22 protein-coding genes are annotated in these 22,822 nt (G+C 48.1%); 4 read left to right on the top strand and 18 right to left on the bottom strand.

Going from position 1 to position 22,822, the window contains the following annotated elements:
* Window positions 1–13: 13 nt before the first annotated feature.
* The 10 genes from KS4_RS09335 to pduL form a co-directional block, all read right to left on the bottom strand.
* Window positions 14–319 carry a EutN/CcmL family microcompartment protein gene (locus KS4_RS09335; protein WP_145077324.1) on the bottom strand — a complete coding sequence of 102 codons (306 nt, stop codon included), beginning with the start codon at window positions 317–319 and terminating at the stop codon, window positions 14–16.
* Between the two features lie 2 nt (window positions 320–321).
* Window positions 322–1,146: a hypothetical protein gene (locus KS4_RS09340; RefSeq protein ID WP_145077326.1), complete on the bottom strand. Its 825-nt coding sequence runs from the start codon at window positions 1,144–1,146 to the stop codon at window positions 322–324.
* 15 nt (window positions 1,147–1,161) lie between these two features.
* Window positions 1,162–1,416, bottom strand: a complete 255-nt coding sequence (locus KS4_RS09345) for a EutN/CcmL family microcompartment protein (protein WP_145077328.1) — start codon at window positions 1,414–1,416, stop codon at window positions 1,162–1,164.
* Window positions 1,417–1,437: 21 nt separating this feature from the next.
* Window positions 1,438–2,856, bottom strand: a complete 1,419-nt coding sequence (locus KS4_RS09350) for an aldehyde dehydrogenase (RefSeq protein WP_145077330.1) — start codon at window positions 2,854–2,856, stop codon at window positions 1,438–1,440.
* Between the two features lie 30 nt (window positions 2,857–2,886).
* Window positions 2,887–3,201 (bottom strand): EutN/CcmL family microcompartment protein, encoded by a 315-nt coding sequence (locus KS4_RS09355; protein ID WP_145077332.1) that lies wholly within the window; start codon window positions 3,199–3,201, stop codon window positions 2,887–2,889.
* Between the two features lie 68 nt (window positions 3,202–3,269).
* Window positions 3,270–3,533 (bottom strand): BMC domain-containing protein, encoded by a 264-nt coding sequence (locus tag KS4_RS09360; RefSeq protein WP_145077334.1) that lies wholly within the window; start codon window positions 3,531–3,533, stop codon window positions 3,270–3,272.
* A 19-nt stretch (window positions 3,534–3,552) separates the two neighbouring features.
* Window positions 3,553–4,743 (bottom strand): acetate/propionate family kinase, encoded by a 1,191-nt coding sequence (locus KS4_RS09365; RefSeq protein ID WP_145077335.1) that lies wholly within the window; start codon window positions 4,741–4,743, stop codon window positions 3,553–3,555.
* A gap of 28 nt (window positions 4,744–4,771) precedes the next feature.
* On the bottom strand, window positions 4,772–5,032 hold the full coding sequence (locus KS4_RS09370) for a BMC domain-containing protein (RefSeq protein WP_145077337.1): 261 nt from the start codon (window positions 5,030–5,032) through the stop codon (window positions 4,772–4,774).
* A gap of 48 nt (window positions 5,033–5,080) precedes the next feature.
* Window positions 5,081–5,377, bottom strand: coding sequence for a BMC domain-containing protein (locus KS4_RS09375; RefSeq protein ID WP_145077339.1), 297 nt, complete (start codon window positions 5,375–5,377; stop codon window positions 5,081–5,083).
* 53 nt (window positions 5,378–5,430) lie between these two features.
* The gene (gene pduL, locus KS4_RS09380) at window positions 5,431–6,108 is read right to left on the bottom strand and encodes a phosphate propanoyltransferase (protein WP_145077341.1); all 678 of its coding nucleotides are present in this window, start codon (window positions 6,106–6,108) and stop codon (window positions 5,431–5,433) included.
* 269 nt (window positions 6,109–6,377) lie between these two features.
* Between pduL and KS4_RS09385 the strand changes: the two genes are divergently transcribed.
* A complete protein-coding gene (locus tag KS4_RS09385) occupies window positions 6,378–7,169 on the top strand; it encodes an alpha/beta hydrolase family protein (RefSeq protein ID WP_200761121.1) in 792 nt (263 codons plus the stop codon).
* Between the two features lie 81 nt (window positions 7,170–7,250).
* The gene (locus KS4_RS09390) at window positions 7,251–9,047 is read left to right on the top strand and encodes a sodium:solute symporter family protein (protein ID WP_145077344.1); all 1,797 of its coding nucleotides are present in this window, start codon (window positions 7,251–7,253) and stop codon (window positions 9,045–9,047) included.
* Window positions 9,048–9,112: 65 nt separating this feature from the next.
* On the opposite strand, the gene rho is transcribed toward KS4_RS09390, so the two are convergent.
* The 3 genes from rho to KS4_RS09405 all read right to left on the bottom strand — a co-directional run bounded on the left by rho (window position 9,113) and on the right by KS4_RS09405 (window position 13,108).
* Window positions 9,113–10,750, bottom strand: coding sequence for a transcription termination factor Rho (rho, locus tag KS4_RS09395; protein ID WP_145077346.1), 1,638 nt, complete (start codon window positions 10,748–10,750; stop codon window positions 9,113–9,115).
* Window positions 10,751–11,011: 261 nt separating this feature from the next.
* On the bottom strand, window positions 11,012–11,632 hold the full coding sequence (coaE, locus tag KS4_RS09400) for a dephospho-CoA kinase (protein ID WP_200761122.1): 621 nt from the start codon (window positions 11,630–11,632) through the stop codon (window positions 11,012–11,014).
* Between the two features lie 96 nt (window positions 11,633–11,728).
* A complete protein-coding gene (locus tag KS4_RS09405) occupies window positions 11,729–13,108 on the bottom strand; it encodes a hypothetical protein (RefSeq protein ID WP_145077350.1) in 1,380 nt (459 codons plus the stop codon).
* Window positions 13,109–13,477: 369 nt separating this feature from the next.
* On the opposite strand from KS4_RS09405, the gene KS4_RS09410 reads away from it, so the two are divergent.
* Window positions 13,478–15,259: a GspE/PulE family protein gene (locus KS4_RS09410; protein WP_145077352.1), complete on the top strand. Its 1,782-nt coding sequence runs from the start codon at window positions 13,478–13,480 to the stop codon at window positions 15,257–15,259.
* A 119-nt stretch (window positions 15,260–15,378) separates the two neighbouring features.
* On the top strand, window positions 15,379–16,497 hold the full coding sequence (locus KS4_RS09415; RefSeq protein WP_145077354.1) for a type IV pilus twitching motility protein PilT: 1,119 nt from the start codon (window positions 15,379–15,381) through the stop codon (window positions 16,495–16,497).
* A 54-nt stretch (window positions 16,498–16,551) separates the two neighbouring features.
* Here the strand turns inward: KS4_RS09415 and KS4_RS09420 are convergent, their stop codons facing one another.
* The 5 genes from KS4_RS09420 to KS4_RS09440 all read right to left on the bottom strand — a co-directional run bounded on the left by KS4_RS09420 (window position 16,552) and on the right by KS4_RS09440 (window position 22,298).
* Window positions 16,552–17,694, bottom strand: a complete 1,143-nt coding sequence (locus KS4_RS09420; RefSeq protein WP_145077356.1) for a hypothetical protein — start codon at window positions 17,692–17,694, stop codon at window positions 16,552–16,554.
* Between the two features lie 9 nt (window positions 17,695–17,703).
* Window positions 17,704–19,206 (bottom strand): MBOAT family O-acyltransferase, encoded by a 1,503-nt coding sequence (locus KS4_RS09425; protein WP_145077358.1) that lies wholly within the window; start codon window positions 19,204–19,206, stop codon window positions 17,704–17,706.
* Window positions 19,207–19,323: 117 nt separating this feature from the next.
* Window positions 19,324–19,806, bottom strand: a complete 483-nt coding sequence (locus tag KS4_RS09430; RefSeq protein ID WP_145077360.1) for a hypothetical protein — start codon at window positions 19,804–19,806, stop codon at window positions 19,324–19,326.
* Window positions 19,807–20,508: 702 nt separating this feature from the next.
* Entirely contained in the window at window positions 20,509–21,702 is a 1,194-nt protein-coding gene (locus tag KS4_RS09435) for a hypothetical protein (protein ID WP_145077362.1), read from the bottom strand.
* Window positions 21,636–22,298, bottom strand: coding sequence for a hypothetical protein (locus KS4_RS09440; RefSeq protein WP_145077364.1), 663 nt, complete (start codon window positions 22,296–22,298; stop codon window positions 21,636–21,638). The genes KS4_RS09435 and KS4_RS09440 overlap by 67 nt, the downstream gene beginning before the upstream one ends.
* Window positions 22,299–22,822 lie beyond the last annotated feature (524 nt).

A 22,822-nucleotide genomic window follows, 5' to 3' on the forward strand; every position in this document is an offset into this window, starting at 1 on the left:
AACTAATCATTGATTAGTTAATGTGCAGTTCTATTTGATCAAGTATTGCACTTGCGTAGGCATCAACGGGGACGCGCTCTGGATAAAAGGGCATGGTGGCCTCAGCGCCTTCACTAATGGCGATAATTGAGCCAATACCTGCACCGAGTTCATCATAAACGACGAGCGATTGAGGCATGGGTAATTTTCGAGGCATATGGCTCTCATGATTGTGCAAAGCGTGATTATCAAAAACATCGACGAGTAAAAGGCGACCAGCTGCCAGTGATGGAAGCTTGCGATCTAGGACACAATGACCGATGACTCTGCCGATACGCATGGTTATTTATTGCACCTGCATGGGTGCGATAATTCCTTAAATTTTGATTCAATGGCGTTACTGTTTGGTGTGGTATGCGTGGCCATGTAACGGGTGAGTGATTCAATTTGATCAGCTTTGGTATGAGGATACTCGATGATGAGGAGATTAAGTGCTAGATCACGATGTGCTGTTATAAACGATTGAGAGCAGCGTGACACGGCGGCGCGGATATTTGCACATTTATTGGCTAAAAGTGCGGCGCTAATGGCGTCTGGCAGAAAGAGGATTGCGTTTTTAATGTCGCCATGTGCAAGTTGCTGCGAAATTTGTTTAATGAGCTCTGGGAGCTGTGCTGCGGTTTTGGATGGTGCAATAAGTGTGAGCTGGGTACGTAGCTTGGATGTCAATTGTTGCACAACGGGGCAGAATCCGTCGATCCAAATGGCGGTCGGCTTCGCAATCGGACTGTTGTCTGTGGATTTGATTTGTTTGGTTTGTCCTGTAGAAGCTGCTGTGAAATTGAGTTGTTTTTCTTTGATGAAATCTTGTGCAAGGGGGGTGAGCTGCGCATTCGGTGCGAGCTTAATCAAGCGGTTGGGGTACAGTTTAATAAACTGCGCGAGGTTATCTGCTGTTACGAAACCTGTAAGTTCGGGCTCAGTGATATGTTGTTTAATTTCTTCGTTCGCTCGATGTAGAGGTTGCTGCTTAAACTTTGAAAAATCACCGGTGCATGTTCCAGCCGGTGGGCTAATTGGTGCATTGACTTGTGACATGCGATCGCTGAGCGCGATCATAACTTGATCAGCGATGAGTTTGACGAGTTGTGGATCAAAATTACTCATAATGTTTACTCGAAATTAGTCAACGATGCCGATGGTCCACCATCTTGCCGGGCTATGTTTGTCGTGGAGAACTTGCCGAAGACCGAGACCATCACTGCTGATGATAACGGTGTCGCCGCGACCAGCCCCGAGATAATCAAGAATGAGTACGGGATCGCCTACAGGCTGATTTTTATTGTTGAGTATGTCTGCTATCAAAAGCTTTTGTCCATGAAAGGACTCATGTTTGACGGTACTTGTGGCTCGACCTGTGATTCTAGCTAACTGCATGTTTAACCCTGTTTCATAACATCAAACGATGCGTAATGCATTGCTGACACTAAAGCGACGGAATCGAGTAAAGGTAAGTGGATTGGTGATACCTTCCCCTGTTGGTGTAGCGATCGAATAACTGGGATAGCCCTCACCACCTACGCCTAGCCCGGCTGTACACGGTCCATTAGCAACGAAAATGGTTGTGTTCATGACACGCCCCATACGAGTAATGCGTTGTAGATTATTTGAATGGATGATGGCAGTGTGGCCAAATCCATGCTCGTGTTTAACCGCTAATTGGAGGGCTTGCTCGAAATCTCGAACTCTTACGAACGGAACAAAGGGCATCATCTGCTCTTCACAAACGAATGGGCTATCTTCGAGAGTCTCGCCAAACAGAAGTTCAACACTGGGTGGTACATTGAAACCTGCAAGTTTGCCGAGGATTTGAGGATCCTTGCCAACACATTCTTTGGTCACGGCATGATGATCTTTGACCCAATTAAATGCTACTTTAGTTAGCGTATCGATTTCTTTATTATTCAACCGCAGCGCACCGTTTTTCTCCATTGCTTTCATCATTGGATCAAACACTGAATCGACGACAAATACTTCCTTTTCCCCGATACATAGGAGGTTATTGTCGAATGCTGCACCGGCGATGATTGACTTTGCCGCGTTGTTCAGATCCGCTGTTTCGTCGATAACAACAGGCGGATTACCCGGACCTGCAACGATGGCTCGTTTGGGCTGTTTCATGGCAGCACGCGCAACGGCAGGACCACCAGTCGCAACAAGCATTGGGATGCGAGGATGCTGAAAAACTTCTTCAGCGGTACGTAGCGTTGGCGGATTGATCACACAGACAAGTGGCTCGATTTGATACTCATCATACACCGCTTTGTTGATTGCAGCGGCAGCAATCGCTGCTGATTTGGCTCCAGAGGGATGGGCGTTGACAATCATAGAGTTACCGGCAGCGATCATATTTATGGCATTGGCGAGCATGGTTGGGATGGAGTGAGTGACGGGCGTGATGACTCCAATGATACCCCAAGGAGCAGCTTCGTCGAGCCCGATACCCTCATCACCACTATGTGCAATCGTTTTGAGAAACTCAGTTGCGGGAACATCTGATACCAACTTGAGCTTATCGATTTTGTGAACCAAACGGCCAACTTTGGTTTCTTCTAGTTCGAAGCGACCCCAATTTTCAGCATTTTTGTTGGCAAGCTTTTTAATGAGATCGCAAATATCGCCGCGTATAACTAAACCTGCTTTAACAAGCTGTTGTTGTGATCGAGCGGCAACATCTACAGCCTCGTCGACTGTTGTAAAATGGCCTAAAGAAGCATCTTCCGTTTGCAGCGATTGATTAGATTGCGTCGTGCCATTCAGTCGGTTCATCACCTCTGAAACAACTGTTTGAATAAGCTGTGCATCAAGCGTAGCCATAGATTATTTCCCGATTAATAGCGGCTTAAACTAAGCCAATTTACAACCTGCCACAACAGCCTCGTCAACAATACCCACAACAACAGCATCAGTGGGAAGATTACGACAGCCTTCGGCGAGACGTGCACTGGAGCCTTGCGTGATTAGAACGATTTGCCCTTCCCCTGCACCGATACTGTCCAACGCGACTATGGCCCGTCCTGTCACAGAGAAGCCGGATGCTGTATTGGTTGCTGAAGTGGCGTAATCTACTCTCAAAGGCTCAACAACCAAAAGCTTTTGCCCGGAGATTGAGGGGTCTTTGGCAGTAGCGATGACGTGCCCTTTTACTTTGCCTAAAAACATGACTTGTCTCACTTATGCTATTTGCACAGGATGCAAGGTAAACCCACCGACAAGTGCGCGGCTGTTAATCACATTTTGCCAACGTCTTCGTTGGGACGTGCGATAACATGGACACTGACGACTTCACCTACTCGACGTGCAGCCTCAGCACCAGCATCAATGGCGGCTTTAACGGCTGCAACATCACCTTCAAGTGAAATTGCGCAGAGTCCGCTGCCAACTTTATCCTGACGAACGAATTTGACATCAGCAGCTTTAAGCGCGGCGTCGGTCGCTTCTATTGCGGGGATAAGTCCTTTCGTTTCGATCATTCCGAGAGCTTTGGAAGCCATAAAATACTCCAATCAATGATTAGGTAGTTTGTTTGTTCAATACTTGCACGGTTTGCCGCGCTACGATCAATTCTTCGTTTGTTGGTAAAACCCATAGCTGCGTTTGGCTGTTTGGCGAATCTATTCGAGATTCATGCTGACCATGAGTTTGCTCATTCTTATTGACATCGATATGTATATTCAAGAAATCAAGGTTTTTGAGAATGAGCTTACGTATGTACGAGCTGTACTGACCGATACCCGCAGTGAATGTGATTGCATCGACACCGCCAAGATTGAGTATGTAAGCTCCTAAATAATGACGGCAAGATTCTACGAATGCATCCACAGCCAATTGAGAGCGTTCATGCCCATGCTCTGCCTGTTGAAGCACATCACGCAAGTCTGAGCTGATACCACTAATGCCAAGCAGCCCACCATTCTTACTAAGATCATGGTAGATCTCTTTCTCAGTAAATCCTTGCTGCTTAAGAGCCAAGACGGCGTAAGGATCAAAATCACCCACACGATTATTATGGAAGACGCCTGTCTGTGGCGTTGTTCCAAAGCTATTGGCAACACTTTTTCCATTCTCTATAGCACAAATAGAACAGGAGCCACCAAGATGCAGATTAATGATCTTTCGGTTTTTTGGATCAATCTGTTGCATGCGTGAAGCGATATAAGCATGACTCGCGCCATGAAAACCATAGCGTTTAATCCCAAATTTCTCATACCATACATATGGAACTGCATATATTTGGCGAGCTAATGGGATCGTTTGATGAAAGGCTGTCTCAAAAGCTGCGACCTGCTGTGCATTGGGCAAGCTTAGTTGAAACGACTTCATTGCTGCGATATACGGTGGATTGTGGGCAGGTGCAAGTGGACTGACCTGCTGCATAATATCATGTACGTGTTGATCAACTTCAACAGCCCTGTTGATCGAACCGCCATGCACAGCTTTGAAGCCTATTGCACTAATATCTTCTATCGAATTGATAATACCCAACTCGATGAGTTGATCTAAATGCAGGTCAACCGCAACAGAGTGATCATCCAAATTTGCCTTGCCCGACAGATCGTGATGGTTAGCTTTCACAGTCCACGTACAACCGCCCTGCCCGATACGATCCGCATCGCCCGTTGCAAGGACACTTTCATTACGGCTCATGTCAAAGAGCTTGTACTTGAAACTGGTTGAGCCAAGATTGACTACCAAAACGATCATGCTTCTATCTTCCTAAACTATTGGCTACTTAGAAGCTAGCGACGAGTGCATCGTGTGGACGAGCAATCACGTGAGCTGCGACTAATTCGCCTACTCGGCCTGCTGCAGCAGCACCTGCATCGACAGCAGCCTTAACAGAGCCAACATCACCCTTAACAATGACTGTGACGAAGGCGCCACCAATTGCGATTGTTTTCTCAAGCTTGACGTCAGCTGCTTTAAGCATGGCATCGGTCGCCTCAACAAGGCCAGTCTGCCCTTTAGTTTCAATCATGCCGAGAGCATTCATGATAATTCTCCAATTAATCACTTGTATTTAAGTGTTTTGTATGATTATTTACTTAGATGCGGTCGCTTTTCTTGGCTTAGGCATGATGGCAACAAGCTCATCGTGTGGGCGTGGGATGACGTGAATACCAACGACTTCACCGATCTTACCGGCCGCTGATGCTCCCGCATCAACCGCTGCCTTCACAGCGGCAACATCTCCACTCACGAAGCCTGTCACAAGGCCTGAGCCAACTTTATCCCATCCGATCATGTCGACGTTAGCTGCTTTGAGCATCGCGTCACAAGCTTCGATAAGGGGGACGATGCCCTTTGTTTCGATCATGCCTATTGCTGGTTGAGCCATGTTAGAATCTCCATTAACGCATAGATAAAAATCACGAACGATTAATTCGTGTGTTATTTCAATAGCTCGATACGTGATGCAGAAGGTAAATGACAGGCATTACCTTCATCGGTATCGATATGTACTTCCAGTTTGACTTTCGGGTGCTGCCTGACCAGAACACGATCAAAGACAACCCCGCAAGGGCCATCTATTTTTAGTTGCATGTAATCACCATCATGCACACCATAGTGATCACAGTCTGATTGGTGCATGTGAACATGTCGCTCAGCTCGAATGACACCACGATCCATGTTCAATGCGCCATGTGGGCCAACAAGAACACATCCTGGCGTGCCATCATGATCACCACTGGTACGTAAAGGAAGATCAATTCCCATATAAACACCGTCTGTGTATGAAAGCTCGACCTGCGAATAATTTCGTGTCGGCCCCAGAATGCGAATACCGGGAATAAGTCGATTGCGTGGACCGATGAGATTCACCACTTGCTCAGAAGCAAACTCACCATCCTGATACAGATCTTTGAATTTGGTCAACTGCGATCCGGGACCGAAGAGAATTTCCAAATCTTGTTGACTGACATGAACGTGGCGAGCCGAAACATTGACAACGAGTGGGTTCGGGCCACCGTTATGTGAAAGAGGCCTGATGATCACAGGAGAATTACCAGTAAATCTTTCCTGTAAGGATTTTCTGACCATCTGCTCGATGACAGCTCTATCAACCATTTCCGAATCCCGTCTGTTTACGGCCTGACTAGCAGTAAAACTATAAGGCCTAGCACCCATTTTTCTTGTCGTCTAATATTACACTTTGAATCATATTATTTCAATACTTTCCAAAATTATCCATATTGCTTCATTTATATGCCACTATTATTATCTAAATTACCTAAGTCGCATTACTTAGAACCATGCGAGTGCTTACTTCATGTTTCCGAAATCAATTATTTACCAAGAGTTTGCAAATAAATGTAGGCTACACCGATACTATTGGCATGGAACACCACATGATCCCCAGCGGCGACAGGCATTTGTCTACGTCGATTGATTTTCCTGCTGAACACGGGCAGACCGAACTGCGATACCCCGTAGTCATCATTACTCACGGCCTCACAGGCCAACGGATCGGCAAATCCTACCACTTGGTCGAATTTGCTCGTCGTCTTAATCAAATCGGCATTGCCTGTGTTCGTTTCGATCAATCTGGATGCGGTGAATCTACAGGTGATTTCATTGATCTCACCATCCCCCGTATGAAAAATGATTTGCTGGCCATTCGTAACTGGGTTCGCGATCAAGCATGGTGCGATACCAAGCGTATGGGCTATGTCGGAATCTCTCTCGGAGCCTTACCTACAATCGCGGTTGACGCTGATCACACCTCAAGCGGAGTTGTGCTTTGGGCCCCGGTCTACAATATGCCTCGCGTTTTCCAACAAACCGCCAAATCTGGTCTCAGAGCTATTATGGATATGCAAGGCTGGGTGCCGTTTCGAGGCCTACGAATCGGTAAAGGTTTTATTGATCATCTCAACACCATCAATCCTGACGCGCTCATTAGTAAAAGCTCAGCCCCAATCCTGCTCATTCATTCCCGCGCGGATGACACTTCACCCATTATCGAGAGTTTTAATTACCGTGATACTTGCAAGAAAGTGTCCCGATTATGTGAGCTAATTGAATTTCAAACCGCGGATCATGATTTTTCTGATTACAACGACCGAGGCAAACTTCTCTCTCACACGCTTGATTTCTTTCAACGGCAGCTTGCACCGATCATCAAATAACCAATACCTTGAATTCAATACAAGCATGTAAAGGTTACTCCTCAGTTGTATATATGATCTATCCAATCATATCCTCTATGCATGCAACTCATCGCGATCGACTGGTTAATCATCGTTAGTTTTCTAGCACTCTCTTTGGCCATTGGCTTCGCCGTCGCGAAACGATCCGGCAAAAACACCACTGAATACTTCCTATCTGGCCGCTCTATGCCGTGGTGGATGCTCGGTATGTCGATGGTAGCCACAACCTTTTCAACCGATACACCTAACCTGGTCACTGATCTTGTCAGGCAAAAGGGCGTGGCAAACAATTGGCAATGGTGGGCTTTTCTCATCACAGGTATGTTGACAGTTTTCGTCTACGCCAAGCTTTGGCGACGCTCAAAAGTACTGACAGATATGGAGTTTTATGAGTTGCGGTATTCAGGCAAAGCGGCCTCATTTCTGCGCGGATTTCGCGCACTTTATCTCGGCCTTGCCTTTAACGTCCTCGCGATGTCTGCGGTTACGCTTGCTGCGATCAAAATCGGGCAAGTGATGTTCAACTTCCACCCGATCACGATCGTTGTTGTTGCCGGGCTTGTTACCGTAATCTTTTCCGCACTCGGCGGCTTCCGAGGCGTCATCATCACAGACTGCATCCTCTTCGTCACAGCAATCGGCGGTGCGCTTATAGCCGCCTATTTCGCGCTTAGCCATCCAGCTGTCGGATCGTTCGACAACCTCATTTCACACCCAAACGTTGTCGACAAACTACAGCTCATCCCAACACTAGAGGATCGCGAACTGTTCATCACAGTACTCATCATCCCTATTGCGGTACAGTGGTGGAGTGTATGGTATCCCGGCTCAGAGCCCGGTGGTGGAGGCTACGTCGCACAACGTATGCTCGCTGCTAAAGATGAAAAGCATGCCATTGGTGCGACCTTCTTTTTCAATGTCACCCATTACGCACTGAGACCTTGGCCATGGATTCTAGTCGCACTTGCATCTTTGATCGTCTACCCCGACCTCAATAGTCTTCGTGAAGCGTTCCCCAACATCACAGAAAACAAAATCGGTCACGACCTTGGCTATCCGGCCATGCTCACGCACGTCCCCGCCGGTTGGCTTGGACTTATCATGGCCTCGCTCATTGCGGCTTATATGTCCACCATTTCAACACACCTCAACTGGGGCGCATCCTACGTCGTACACGATTGTTATCACCGGTTTTTCAGACCTAAAGCGAGTGACCGTGAATTGATTTGGATCAGCCGTTTGGTCACCGTTGGCTTGATGATCTTCGCTGCACTCATCGCGTTATCGATTCAAAATGCGAAGCAAGTTTTTGATCTCATCATCCTCTTCGGCGCAGGCACCGGCTTGATCTTTCTACTTCGCTGGTTCTGGTGGCGTATCAACGCATGGGCTGAGCTTGTTGCCATGATCGGCTCCGGCTTCATCTCGCTCATCCTCATCAATATTCTGCCTGATGCGCATGATTTATCTTACCTTCGTATCCCAATCTCAGTCGCACTTACCACTGTGCTTTGGATCACCACCATGTACCTCACACCCGCCACATCTGAAGCCAAACTTCGCAGTTTTTATACACTCATCAAACCCGCTGGCCCCGGCTGGAACGCGGTCCTCAAACGTTCACAAACGACTGGCCAACCACTTGAACCGTCTAACGATCGCCAATCCATCACCTACGGCATCATCTGCACTTTCCTGGGCACCCTGATGGTCTACACCGCTCTCTTCGCAACAGGCTACGCAATCTACCAACACTACATCACTGCATCCATCCTCCTCTCCATCACCCTCATCTGTGCTCTGCTCATCTTTTTCCTCTGGCCAAAAGTTGCTATCACCGAAACCGTAATCGAATAATCCAACAGCGCAATAAAAAAGCCCCGATAGTGATCGGGGCGTAAAATCTTATTTCTATTGCTCGATTAGTCGAGGCTCATCGTCATTAAGAATTCAGCATTTGTACGAACCTTGCCCAATCGCGACTTCAACAATTCCATCGCTTCAACAACGTTCATGTCAGCCAACACCTTACGCAGGCGGTAGACTAATTGAATTTCCTGCTGATCCATCAGAAGCTCTTCACGACGTGTGCCTGATGCTGCAATATCAATCGCAGGATAAACACGCTTCTCAACCAAGCGACGGTCAAGGTGAAGCTCTGAGTTACCAGTACCTTTGAATTCCTCAAAGATGATGTCGTCCATCTTCGAACCTGTATCAACGAGTGCCGTACCGAGAATGGTGAGTGAACCACCGTTTTCGATCGCACGAGCAGAACCGAAGAATTTCTTAGGACGCTGCAACGCATTTGAGTCCAAACCACCGGTCAAGATCTTGCCGGAGTGTGGCATCTCAGCGTTGTATGCACGAGCCATACGTGTAATCGAGTCCATCAGGATCACGACATGCTCACCGAACTCAACCATGCGGCGAGACTTCTCGATAACCATATCACAGACCTGCACGTGACGTGTGGACTGCTCATCAAACGTCGAAGCAACAACTTCAACATCGTCAGGCGTATTGTTCTTGAAGTCCGTCACTTCCTCAGGACGCTCGTCAATCAGCAACACAATGACCTTAACTTCTGGGAAGTTTTTGATAATTGAGTTGGCGATCTTCTGCATCAGCACCGTCTTACCAGTACGAGGCGGAGCAACAATCAAGCCACGCTGACCACGACCAATCGGTGTGACCAAGTCCATAATACGCATCTCAATATTGCTTGGATCTTCCGGCGTTTCAAGCACATATCTTTGATATGGATGAAGCGGCGTCATGTCTTCGTAGTTCGGGATATCGTTCAGCTTATCTGGAGCCAAACCATTGACCGCATCTACGCGAAGCAATGCAAAGTATTTCTCAGATTCCTTCGGCGGACGAATCGTGCCTTGCACAATATGACCTGGCTTCAAGCCAAAGCGACGAATCTGTGATGGCGATACATAAATATCATCCGGACATGCAAGGTATGAGTATTCAGGTGATCGCAGGAACCCAAAACCGTCCGGCAGGATTTCCAATACACCTTCACCAAACATCAAACCCTGTGCTGTGATGTGCTTTTGAAGAATCTTAAAAATAAGATCCTGGCGTTTCAGACCAGCATAATTATGAATGCCGTCTTTCTTCGCAATCTCATGCAGTTGGTCAATGTCCATCTTCTGCAGATCGTGAATCGAAAAGTCAGACTTTTTCGCCTGCTCATATCGTTCTTGTGTTTCTGCATCAAGCTGATCATCATTCGAAGCCATCCGTCGTTGTTTCACAGGTGCGGGTTTCGCAACGACTTCTTCAACTTCTTCAACTTCGGTTTCAGCTTCGACTTCAACCTCTTCTTCTACTTCCACTTCCTCAACCGGCTCTTCTATGACTTCAACTGGAGCCTTCTTAGCTGCAGCCTTCTTTGAAGCCTTTTTGCGAGTCACCTTTTTTTTCTTTTTAGGTTTCACTTTTGTGCTTTCTTCTGTTTCTTCAATTGTTGCGTCTGCGGCAGATACAGCCTTCTTGCGACGTGTACGCTTGGTCACTTTTTTACGACTTGTTGTTCCGACAGCCATAGAAATGGCTCTCCTTACGAAGTTGTGGTTGCAACCGATCTAGATACCGGCCGCGGCAGGTCCCATGATGTTCATGGGCAATTCGTCCCTCATTCAGGCAGATTTCACTCCGTTGATCAATCTCACCTATTCCATGCGTTGAACAGTTGAAAGAACTGAACACCAAAAGCGGCGATCTGGCTACAAAAACAGCCAGACAACCTGATTCTACAGTCTCGTAACAGGGGATGCCGCCTATCGGCAGCTCAGAACAATGAACTGTTATACAGGAAAAATCAGGGAAGCAAATCTGCGAACTTCAGCCTCAGTATCGGCCAAACCCGCATCATTACTTATAACATAATCGGCACGCCGTCGCTTCGTGTCAAGCGAACCTTGATTTTTCTCCCTTTTCCGCAATTCCGCTTCATCCCAGCCCCGGTTCTCCTGAACACGTTTTAGCCGCGATTCCCAGCTCGCATCCACATAAATCAGCACATCACACTCCACATCCAAACCCACTTCTAGCAGCAATGGGCAATCTTCCACCACAGCCTTCACCCCCTCATCCGCAAACGCTTCTTCTCTCGCCGCCTCGCGTAATTGCCCCACAACAGGATGTACAACCCCCTCTAATCGCCCCAGGTTAGCCTTATCCCCAAAAACTCGCTTAGCTACAAATGCACGGTCGACCAACCCGTCATCTCCAATCACATCGTCACCCCACCACGCCTTCAGTTCTTCTTGTACACGCTGCTCATTGATCGCATCTTTCGCTAACTGGTCCGCATCAATCACACAACACCCTAACTCCGCTAACACATGCGCAACCACACTCTTCCCAGAACCCGGGGCACCCATCATCCCAATCACTGGCTTCTTATATTTCCAAGCTTTTTTCATCAAAACTTGATACCCCAACATACAAACTCAATAACAGCGATCTAATCAACGATTCGATTCATTTTCGTCTCGCGCTAACAAATCACCTTGACCTTATTACTCCGATGCAGAATCATACGCCTTTAACCCTTGCACCCCAAACGACAAACCAAAACTCTCAACCAAGACTTGCTCATCCACGCCGTAATAATCCTTCAGTGCGACCCGCCACTCGACCCCCGACTTGAGTGAATTAATAAAATTCACATACCGCTTCTTACTCTGTGAAATCATGAACTGTGTTAGCTTTGAAGCAATCCCATACTGAAAGCCTTGAATCTGTGGCGCCTTAAAAAACGTTCCCCCCAAATGCCCATTGCTTTTCATATACGCTTCGGCTCGTTGTTGTCTTCCTCGCAGCAGATTACCCTGCGGCAAGAGCATATCGGCAATCGTATCCGCTAACCCTTCATTCCAACACGACGGCACATGCACTCTTGAACGATACCTGAACAAAAAACCATGTGACGCTTCATGCACCAAAATTTTTGCAAACTGCATATCATCCGCCTGCCTGTAAAACAGCACATGCACATCACCATTTCCTTTTTGGAAACACCATCCTGCCGCATTTTTTAGCGGATTATTCTCAATTTGATATATTTCTGTTTCGCACCGACGAAAATCTTTTTCGCGTTTAAAAACATAGATCAACGCCTTCCCCCGCCATATATTCTTATCTTTTGGCACATCAAACAGCTCCGCCAACTTCACATACATCCGATCCAATTCACCTGCCCAACGCTTCGCCTCAGGCTTCTTTAAATCCGTATAAAACAAAAAAAACTTCGTCTCATGTAACTGCAATTTTATCCCCAGTCGAGCTTGTGTTGATTCTGCTTCATGCTTCAGGGATTTAATCGCATCTTCCGGAACAGTCTTCACTAACGCATCCCAACGCAACGCCATGGGTACCGCCGGTGCCATCTTCATCTCATCTACATCTTGTCCCCCATTGCCAACACCTGCATTCACCTCACGACGACGATTCTTTTTCTCATCCCACATCTGCTTCGCCACCACACGCGGCTCTTGTCCATCAAATTCTTCCGCAAATACTTCCGCATCAATCGCTACCGCTTTCTCAAACGCTAATTTCGCAAACCGAACCCCCTGCCCCATCTCACTCATCAAACGCCCCAATTTCACCCAGCTCTCATATGAATCATCTTCAATAAAATGCTTGTTATGCAGATTGTAAACCAACCCCGCTGGCATTGCCGTCCAAGGAATATCCAAGCTCTCAGCACTACGCTTTAATTCCACCTTCACACCCTGCTCATCTCGCGAAACAATCTTCCCAGCAATCAGCCGCTTCTGCCCCACAATCTTCGTCTTGATAGTGATCGGCGGGTCAATGTCGATCACCTCCGCATAACCCTCACCAGCCATGCAAAAACACAAAATCAACAACACAATCCCGGATATATATTTCATGTCAATTGCTCGCATACACACTTTCTGCCTATCCAATCGTTCACGTTTTGCACATCCACCTAATTTTTCTCCGCCCTTCATCTGTACAGTTTCAGCCCGCAAAACCACTGCATTCCGTACAAATGTCACAGACATCCTTAATTTACTGTCCGATATAACCGATTTTCTCCTTGACGAGGATGAAATACAAGACAAAATCCTAGTCTGAACCTTGTTGTGCTTAAACCAGTATTAAAAAGGTATTTGCGTATTTGGGCCTATGCCCGCATAATTGACGTATACACCCACACCGGCTCGACTTATCGCCGCCCTCCGTGGGGTTTAAGCACACTTTGATATCCCACTACGCTTTTTGTGACGAGGTATGTAATGGCCCGCAAGCGACGCCAAATCGGCGAGATCCTTAAACGATGGGGACTGGTCGATGATCAGCAAATCGAAGAAGCAGCAAAGATCGCTCAGGGTTCGCGAAAGCGTATCGGCGACGTGCTGAATGAACTCGGTTATGCACAGCAAAACGATGTTGCAAAAGCACTTGCATCTCAATTCGACATGGAATTCGTCGACCTCGACCAGCCCAATGTTGTCTCAAAAGACAACTTATCGCTGATCCCAATCGACATGATCAAAAAGTATATCGTCCTCCCACTCGGGAAAGATGGCGATACGCTCAAAGTCCTCGTTCATGACCCTATGGACCTTGATCTGATCGACGACTTACAGTTCCGTCTCGGTGGCAAAGTCGAGCTCGCACTCGGCGCAAAAGCAAAAATCAAAGAATATATCGACTCCATGCTCTCTGAGACGCGTGAGAGTATCGACCAAACTGTCCGCGAACTCTCCATGGACCAATCGATGGACCGTGGCGCCTCACTCGACATCCAATTCACCGGCGATGACAGCCAGGACGAGGATGAAGACGACGGCGGTGACGATGACACACCAATCATCAAACTCGTCAATCAGGTGATCGCTGAAGCCGTCCTCGCACGTTCTTCCGATATCCATATCGAACCCTTTGAAAATCGCGTCCGTCTCCGATACCGCATCGACGGTGTCTGCCACGAACGTAACGTCATCCCCAAACGTGTGCAGTCTGCTGTAACCGCACGTATGAAGATTCTCGCCGGCATGAAAGTTGAAGAACGCCGCATCCCGCAAGACGGCCGAATCAAGATGAAAATCGCCGGCGACCCAATCGACTTCCGTGTTTCATGCTGTCCTGTTTACCATGGCGAATCGATTGTTCTCCGTGTTCTACGCCCCGACGCCGCAAACATCGGCCTCGATCAGCTCGGCATGCAACCCGACACACTCGAAATCTTCAATGATATCATCACACGGCCCACCGGCATCTTCCTTGTCACAGGCCCCACCGGCTCGGGTAAAACCACAACGCTCTACTCCGCGCTCGCCAAGCTCAACCGACCTGACCTCAAGATCATCACTGCTGAAGACCCGATCGAGTACAACTTCAAGGGTATTAATCAGTGCCAGGTCAGCGAAGCCACTGGTATGACCTTCCAGATCATTCTCAAGGCCATGCTCCGTCAAGCTCCAAACATCATTCTCGTCGGTGAAATTCGTGACAAAGAGGTCGGCGAAGTCGCGGTCCAAGCCGCTCTGACCGGCCACCTCGTCTTCTCAACACTCCACACCAACGATGCACCTTCCGCCATCACACGTATGCTCGACATGGGCCTCAAACCCTTCCTCGTCGCTTCATCCGTGCAAGCCATCCTCGCACAGCGTCTGATCCGTATGCTCTGCCAACACTGCAAAGAGCCTGACGAAAATCCTGACGAACGCATGATGGCTCTCTGTGGATTCTCCAAAGACGACCTTGCAGGCAAAACCGTCTACAAAGCTTGCGGCTGCAAACGCTGCTCCGGCACCGGTTACCGCGGCCGTCGTGGTATCTACGAGATCCTCGTCATGAATTCCGAGATCCGTGACCTCGCATTCAACCGCGAACCCGTCAGCAAAATCCGTGAAGCCGCCGCCCTTTCAGGCATGCGTAACTTGCTCGGCGACGGTAAGCTCAAAATCCTCTCCGGCGAAACCACCCTCGAGGAAATCAGCCGCATCACTCAGGTCGAAGGCCTCGTCGATGACGAAATCCACGAAGATGAAGACGCCATCGTTGCCTGATATCATGATTCAAACCGAACCGATCCTCACGAACGCACCCACTCACACAACAAACGCTATTTACACTAAGTACAACAACAGCCCCGACAATCGGGCTGAAGCATTACTGGGAGTTGTGAATGTCAACCATCCATATTGACCGCCTTCTTGACACAGTCGTCAGACAGAACGCCTCCGACCTCCACCTCTCCGTCGGTAAGCCCCCGACCCTGCGTATGCGTGGTCGGCTTGTCGAACTTCGCACCAAAGTCCTTGAGCCAGCCGACACCGTCGCGCTCATGAAAGCCATCACACCTGAACGTTCTCAAAACGAACTTCAGGAAGAAGGCGGCTCCGACTTCGGCTTCGCTTATGGCGACGCGGCTCGTTTCCGTGTCTCCATCTTCAAGCAAAAAGGCAACGTCTCACTCGTCCTGCGTCAGATTCCTAACCGTCTCTTAGGCATGGATGAAATCGGCTTGCCCGGCATCGTCTCAGACCTCATCCGTCGCCCGCAAGGCCTCTTCCTCGTCACCGGGCCAACCGGTTCTGGTAAGACGACCACCCTCGCTTCGATGATTAACAACATCAACGAAACGCAGGACAAGCACCTGATCACCATTGAAGACCCCGTAGAGTATTACCACCCGCACAAGAAATCGATCGTCAACCAGCGTGAAGTTGGTAACGACGTACCTTCCTTCTCCGAAGCACTCCGTCGTGCCCTGCGTCAGGACCCTGACTGCATCCTCGTCGGCGAAATGCGTGACCTCGAAACCATCGAGGCCGCCATCACCGCTTCCGAAACAGGCCACCTCGTTTTCGGCACTCTGCACACCACCGGTGCTTCTGGCACCATCAACCGTGTGATCGACGCCTTCCCTGTTTCACAGCAGGCTCAGATCCGCGTGCAGCTCTCTGTCTCACTCATGGCCGTCCTCTCACAGCAACTCCTTCGCCGTATCGACAAAAACGGCATGGTCGCTGCTTACGAGTTCATGGTCGTCACCCCAGCCATCGCGAACCTCGTCCGTGAAGGCAAAACCTTCCGTATCGACTCCGCCATCCAGACCGGTAAAAAATTCGGCATGCAGTTGCTAGACGACCACCTCTGGGATCTTTACGAAAAAGGCTGGATCGATGCAGGCGATATGATCGACCGCGGCAAAAACGCTTCCTCACTCATCGAGAAAGTTCACCGTGCAGGCGGAACCGTCGGCCGCGTCGAACTCGACGAAGCAGAAGAAGCAACCGCATAGGTTCCTTCCAAAATCAAAACCAAAAAAAACGCTGACCTTCATGGCCAGCGTTTTTTATTCTTTCGTCTTATGCTTGCGTTTTTCCCATCGTTCATATTCACCCCTGACCCGCATCATCTGTGAATCCAGCTTGGCTTGCGAATCAATCCGAACTCCCGCAACACCCTTAGAATCTAAACTTTGATCATGAATCCTTGCAAGCAGCATATCACCCAAATCACCTGTCATATGCAGCGGATCCCAAAAATACTTCATACGAGTTTCGCGATCCTCGTAGGCTGGCACACGTTCCGTTGTGTACTCATTCACTCCAGCAAAATCCCAGATCTCGACGTCCCAATTTTCTTGCTCTTCTGCCAAATCTTGAACCATCTCAACCAATCGTCTTTTGCCAGCTTCCCAGATCGGCCACAAACCATCCTCATCCATCATCTCAAAATATGACACATGCACTGGCGACAAAACAATCTTCACCGAGATACCTTGCTCACGACAAATGCTTAAAAAATCCTTTAAATAAGCCAAGCTCTCTGCCTGCAATCGATAGGATTCTTCCTCCGGCCTGTCGTAATGCACCCGCGCAAAAGCATTCGCTTGCGATCGCCCCTCACTCACGATCGGCTTAACTCGTTGACCACCCGCATTGTAAGCAGGCGCCCCGTCATCCAACCAGCGCTGTACCACATTATTACTATTCTCAATCGATCCAAAACCCAGTATATTCGAAGCATGGTAATCAACCCACGAATAATCCGGATTCAATAACGATTCGCGGTAACCACGAGGCTGATCCTTGTGGAACCAAAACCAATGATTGTCATAATTCAAGACAACACGCTTGACCGGATGCCCCATATCAATCAAGTATTTTAAAGCCTGTGTTACCTCAAACATCGCATTACCATTCAGCGCAACATTCGCAGCATTCTGCCCATCCAATGACGCATGCCCCGCATCATAGCCCACCTCCATAATCGACGAACCCATCAACAATGTTTCCCAGCGATTTCGCTGATAGGATTCCACCCGCCCGCGCACATAAGCCAACGAATGTCTCGCATCATTCAACGCACTCAAATGCACCGCAGGATATGCATTGTAAGGATCAACAAGCATGTTATACCCACCAACCAATCCCGCCAGCAGCGCCGTGATTACCAAGAGTCCTATCAGATATTTTTTACCGAATCGATCCATTAGCAATACCTAAAAGCGGTAGTAAATAAACTCGCCACCGCGTGAGATCTGCACAAGACACACCACAAATAATGCGCCCTGCACAACCATCCAGAACATTTCTGGTCGCCATCGCCAAGTTCCCAACCCCCGAATGCCATCCCATCCCAATCGCTTCCCAAACTGCGGCCGATACTTCCGCATCATCACCTGTACATTCGGCAACACAAACACAACACCTAACAACACCACAATCAAGATCACTTGAAGCGGCTTGTAAATATGTTCACCCCCATCCAAACCATTCATTCCACTCATCGCCGTTAAGAACCGCCCTGCCTCCCCCAAATCAGCAGCCCTAAACAGTACCCATGCAATCACAACCGCCACAAAGGTGATCCCCCTGCATGTAATCAATCCCGTAAGCCCCATATCTCGTTTCCCAAACACCGCCCGCCACGCATGGTTCACCATCAAATAAAATCCGTGCATCCCTCCCCAAAGCACAAACACCCATGACGCGCCATGCCACATCCCACCCAGCAGCATGGTCATAATAAGGTTCCCATATCGCCGCACTTTCCCCTTCCGGTTTCCGCCCAACGGGATATATAAATAGTCTCGTAAAAACACCGACAATGTAATATGCCACCGCCGCCAGAAATCAATAATATTCGTCGCGCGATACGGCGAATTAAAGTTCAAGGGCAATTTCACCCCAAATAAACGACCCAACCCCATCGCCATATCCGAGTACCCCGAAAAATCAAAGTAGATCTGCAATGTATAAGCCACCGCCCCAAGCCACGCAGTCCCAAACGTCAGCAGCTCCGCCTCCCCTACTCCCCCTGCCCCCGCGGCGCCCGGACTCCCTGTAAAAGCTCTACCAACCAGGATGGCTAATTCATCTGCAATCAAAACCTTCTTCGAAAGCCCAAATACAAATAGCGACACACCTATCGCCAAGTTAGATGAATCAAATGACAACCGCCTGCCATAAAACTGCGGCAATATATCCCGATGATGAACAATCGGCCCCGCAATCAATTGCGGGAAAAACGTCACAAACAAACAGTAATCAATAAACTGATGCTCACGCGTCAAACCGTTTTTCGCATCAAATAAATACGCGATCTGCTGGAACGTGTAGAACGATATCGCAATCGGCAGCACCACCGCTGGTACATGCCAACTGAAACCAAACAGCGTATTGACCGTATCTGAAAACATCCCCGCATATTTAAACCAACCCAACATTCCCAGATTGAAGATCAGGCCAACGGAAAAAATAAGCCGTTTGTAAGTATCGGCCAACCCATCTTTTACAAGTACCCGTCCAACGCTGAAGTTCACCAGAATCGATACCGCCAGCGGCAGCAGGTCATTGAGTCGCCAATAACCACAGTAGATCAGTGAGCATAAGATCAGCCAGACGAAAGGGATACGGCGGCTGGGTAGTTTCGTCGCAATAGCAAAACCAGCCAATACAATCGGCAGAAAAAGCAACAAAAATGAGTACGAACTAAAAACCATATACCGACTGTAAACCACGTAAAAACAAGTGCTTGCAGTCGGCTATTCTAACGCCAGCAATGATCGCCCGCAATCAAACCTAGATTGTTTATGTTGTCGCTTGCGATGGGTGGTCAATCACGACATCAAACAGACGGAACTTGCGATTAAGTCGGGTGTGACACTCGCGTTCGATGTTTCCACGACTTCATCAGCCATGTCCCAATCGTACCCTTCGGGAAGCTCAGCAAAGCACCACATATCACGCTTATTACATGCGAGGTCAACGACTGTTCCGTCCTGCATTTTGACTGAGAATGCGACTTCGCCAGACCACATGCGGCCTTTCATAACATTCACTCGTTGTTGCACTTGCGCGGGAACCGCATATTTGGATTTACGGATCGATTTGATGTGCCCCAGAGCCAGTGGCGTCCAAGGCAGGTTGTAGCCGTCATTCTGTTGACGAATATCAGATTCACAGACAAAGACGCATTGAATGATTTTGCCGTTTTTGAGTTCAACTTCCGCTAGCCGCATTTCGGGTCGCCAATGCGTTGCTTTAATGTGTTCACACGCTTCCAACTGCTTTTGTAAATCATCACTTAGAACGGCTGACATGTTGCGTCTCCTTGCACACACATATACGAAATGACCAAACTGCCAAGCATATCAGGCTAAAGCAGAAGATTTAAATATCTTTTACGTCCCTCCCTATTTTTTGATAAGTGTCATACTGTGTATCACAGGCTTGTGAAGAGGTTCGGCTGCACGCAAGGTCGTGGCTTGTTGTTGATACTGAGTTGCTGCGGCGCGACAAGTTTTTGCGCACAAAAACTCAAAACCGGTGATTTACCCGTAGTTAAAACCTGTTAGAAATGAAGAGAAATAGCCAAAAAGTTGAAAGCTTCGGGTGATAACCACGCGCTAAACGAATATTCCGCGCGAGCGAGAAAAGCATCAAATGCGCGTTTGTGCGCGCCGAAAGTTTTTTCCCAAAAACCGTTAGCATGGCATGGTATTTGCAGTGCAATCTCGATGCATATACCCAAACACACCGCTTAGCATAGCGTATTCTAATCGTTGATTAGCACAGCCAATAATCAACATGAAACTGAAGACAAGATATGATTTGCGGTGGTGAGTGTAGTTGAAGTTTTTTGTTTTTTTTTGGGGGGGGTGACTGAGATTACTAACTGTGGATTAGAAATAGCATTAGCTTCGAAGTCGTCTGGACTGCGAAGATGCTTGGAAGTTTATGTGCGTGCGTGCGTGTGTGAGGAGGGGGAGGTGGTGAGGATGGGGGGAGGATGAGGGGGAGGATCATGCATTGGCGAAACGTACGTGCTTTATGATTCGCATATTGATGAACAGGTAATAAATCAACGCGGGCAGTAAAGGCATGACGATTGATATCAACCCAACGATTTCTTCATCGATACTGTAGTCGCCGAAAAACCAATCTGTTCTAAAGAAATAGCGATATTCTGAAAAGGTGATTTCAAAAATCACCCACAGTGACCAGAGTATTGCGGGCATAAGCAGGAGTATCAAAGCAGGATACGTATTAGATATGACTCTATGCGCATGATAGAGTGTTTTCTGGCTATGAAGCAAGCGATAATAGATTGCTATGACGAGGGTTATCAATTGATAAAGAACAACGGCTGCGATCCAGGCTAAAAGGCCGACTATCAATGCGGACGGGATTGTGAATCTGGCAATTTCAACCGCAGAAAAATAGGTCGTTACGTTTTCATCCGTTGCCAAATCATAGACCATTTTCCCCGGATATATAACGCTATATTGAAGAATGCTTAGCGTGACCATAACAGCCAAAGAGGTCAACGCAATCGCGAAGGCGGTGAGGTATGCGATGTATTGATGATGGCAGCTACCATCATGCAATTTTAGTGAATATCCGAAACGTGAAGGTTTGATGATGGGGTTGATGATATTTTTAATGAGTGCTGCAAGAAAGCGGATTGGATATTTGAAAATTGTGAACAAAGATAGAGTATTGGGGAATGCTTTTTGAAGGGGCGAGCCTGTGCGTTTGTTTTGAGAGAGATTGGCGGGGATGGATTGAGAGATGACTTGGCCGCATTCTGAGCAGGATTGTGATGGGGTTTTAGAGGTAAAAATGTTGTAGCCGCAACGCTCACAGGTAGCAGGCCATGGTGAGGCGTGCGGGAGGTCGCGGTTAGGTGTGCTTCGCAGGATGATAGCGATCGGGATGAAGAAAAAGCCCGTAAACACCATTGGGATCTCTATGAGAGCAGAAACGGTTTTCTTTGCGAAGAAGGGAGCGATTTGATCCAGTTGTTCGGATTCACTGGTCTTACGAGCAACAAATCGGCTATATGCACGATTTGCTTCTTCATATGCGGTTTGTATTTTTTGGAATTCATCCGGTTTTGACTGCTGGAGATTAACCGTCGTTGCGTTGTTCAAATCTTGATACGCTTTGTTCTGCGAATCGTTGATGACGCTGTACTCGGCGTATAGGCTTGCCAATACGCGCTTCGGTATGCCGAATAGCTGGTGAGAATGGTGGCTGTCGTCAAGATTGTGAGGAGGATGACAGGGTACAGGAGAACTAGCCGCTTGAGGGCGTGGCTGATGGCGGAGAAGAGGGACTGATGAGGCTTTGCAACTGCGGAGGCAAAGAGGAGGCAGAGTAGGAGATGGATGGCTGCGGTACTGAGGAGGGTGATGATGGGGAAAAGGCCGGGGATGCCGATCTCGTCGTAACCCTCACGAAGGAAACGAATGTAGAAAGTGTAGTGACTGTCGGCGAGGTAAGTCAGGATTGATTGATCGCTATTCAGGAAGCTGGGTAATGTGGTCGCCCAAAAAATGAGATAGGGCGCGAAAAGCGTGAGCAGGAAAGCAAATAGGATCAGGTGTTTGTGGGGGTAATTGTGAGCGAGCGAGGCTGCGCGGGTGGGGCGGAAGGCAGCGGTGAAAAACAGGCGTCGAAGACTGGGGTAATCTCTCTGCTGTGAATTTTGCGGTGAGCATGGATTGGCTACCGCTTCGAATTGAGCTTGGCGATCAATAATTTGAGGATGAGTTGGTGAAGATTCTGTTGTTTGGATGTGTTCGCTCATGGGATAAACATGCCTTTGGTGTATCAAAATAATCGGGTGAAATTTGAGTGTTGCGATCCTCCAGGCGAGCGGCCAGCTATGCGAAACGTTTGGTTGCTATATGGAATAAAGACGTCACCGAACCAAGATTATCTCAGAATTTTCGCGGCTGTAGATGCGATTTTGATGACACGACACGGCTAATCTCTGGGGTGTGAATTTGATGTAAGTCGTGTGATTTATTCTCATTGCGGTGCAATTGTCAGGTTATCGGAAGCATCTGCCATGCCATCCATATCCGTTTTCCAATTGTCTTGTTCCAATTATGCGTTTTTTTGCGTTGCAGTGAGGTTTTTTTACCGATAACATGGTAACTGTCTTATGAGGCAGAACGAATGTCCCGATTATGACGATCGTAACCCCGCCTTTTTGTTACGAGTAAATTCTCAGCATTAGCCATGAATTTGGCAAATAAAGAAAGCTGGGAAAATGGGACATTTGGAAATTCGTTGAATTTAGCGCAATGTAATTTCCGTATTCTGCAA

Source organism: Poriferisphaera corsica (assembly GCF_007747445.1).
Taxonomy (GTDB): Bacteria; Planctomycetota; Phycisphaerae; order Phycisphaerales; family Phycisphaeraceae; genus Poriferisphaera; species Poriferisphaera corsica.

Coding starts and splice junctions, on each gene's coding strand:
- KS4_RS09335 (WP_145077324.1), bottom strand. CDS start 319: ATGCGTATCGGCAGAGTCATCGGTCATTGTGTCCTAGATCGCAAGCTT.
- KS4_RS09340 (WP_145077326.1), bottom strand. CDS start 1,146: ATGAGTAATTTTGATCCACAACTCGTCAAACTCATCGCTGATCAAGTT.
- KS4_RS09345 (WP_145077328.1), bottom strand. CDS start 1,416: ATGCAGTTAGCTAGAATCACAGGTCGAGCCACAAGTACCGTCAAACAT.
- KS4_RS09350 (WP_145077330.1), bottom strand. CDS start 2,856: ATGGCTACGCTTGATGCACAGCTTATTCAAACAGTTGTTTCAGAGGTG.
- KS4_RS09355 (WP_145077332.1), bottom strand. CDS start 3,201: ATGTTTTTAGGCAAAGTAAAAGGGCACGTCATCGCTACTGCCAAAGAC.
- KS4_RS09360 (WP_145077334.1), bottom strand. CDS start 3,533: ATGGCTTCCAAAGCTCTCGGAATGATCGAAACGAAAGGACTTATCCCC.
- KS4_RS09365 (WP_145077335.1), bottom strand. CDS start 4,743: ATGATCGTTTTGGTAGTCAATCTTGGCTCAACCAGTTTCAAGTACAAG.
- KS4_RS09370 (WP_145077337.1), bottom strand. CDS start 5,032: ATGAATGCTCTCGGCATGATTGAAACTAAAGGGCAGACTGGCCTTGTT.
- KS4_RS09375 (WP_145077339.1), bottom strand. CDS start 5,377: ATGGCTCAACCAGCAATAGGCATGATCGAAACAAAGGGCATCGTCCCC.
- pduL (WP_145077341.1), bottom strand. CDS start 6,108: ATGGTTGATAGAGCTGTCATCGAGCAGATGGTCAGAAAATCCTTACAG.
- KS4_RS09385 (WP_200761121.1), top strand. CDS start 6,378: ATGGAACACCACATGATCCCCAGCGGCGACAGGCATTTGTCTACGTCG.
- KS4_RS09390 (WP_145077344.1), top strand. CDS start 7,251: ATGCAACTCATCGCGATCGACTGGTTAATCATCGTTAGTTTTCTAGCA.
- rho (WP_145077346.1), bottom strand. CDS start 10,750: ATGGCTGTCGGAACAACAAGTCGTAAAAAAGTGACCAAGCGTACACGT.
- coaE (WP_200761122.1), bottom strand. CDS start 11,632: ATGAAAAAAGCTTGGAAATATAAGAAGCCAGTGATTGGGATGATGGGT.
- KS4_RS09405 (WP_145077350.1), bottom strand. CDS start 13,108: ATGAAATATATATCCGGGATTGTGTTGTTGATTTTGTGTTTTTGCATG.
- KS4_RS09410 (WP_145077352.1), top strand. CDS start 13,478: ATGGCCCGCAAGCGACGCCAAATCGGCGAGATCCTTAAACGATGGGGA.
- KS4_RS09415 (WP_145077354.1), top strand. CDS start 15,379: ATGTCAACCATCCATATTGACCGCCTTCTTGACACAGTCGTCAGACAG.
- KS4_RS09420 (WP_145077356.1), bottom strand. CDS start 17,694: ATGGATCGATTCGGTAAAAAATATCTGATAGGACTCTTGGTAATCACG.
- KS4_RS09425 (WP_145077358.1), bottom strand. CDS start 19,206: ATGGTTTTTAGTTCGTACTCATTTTTGTTGCTTTTTCTGCCGATTGTA.
- KS4_RS09430 (WP_145077360.1), bottom strand. CDS start 19,806: ATGTCAGCCGTTCTAAGTGATGATTTACAAAAGCAGTTGGAAGCGTGT.
- KS4_RS09440 (WP_145077364.1), bottom strand. CDS start 22,298: ATGAGCGAACACATCCAAACAACAGAATCTTCACCAACTCATCCTCAA.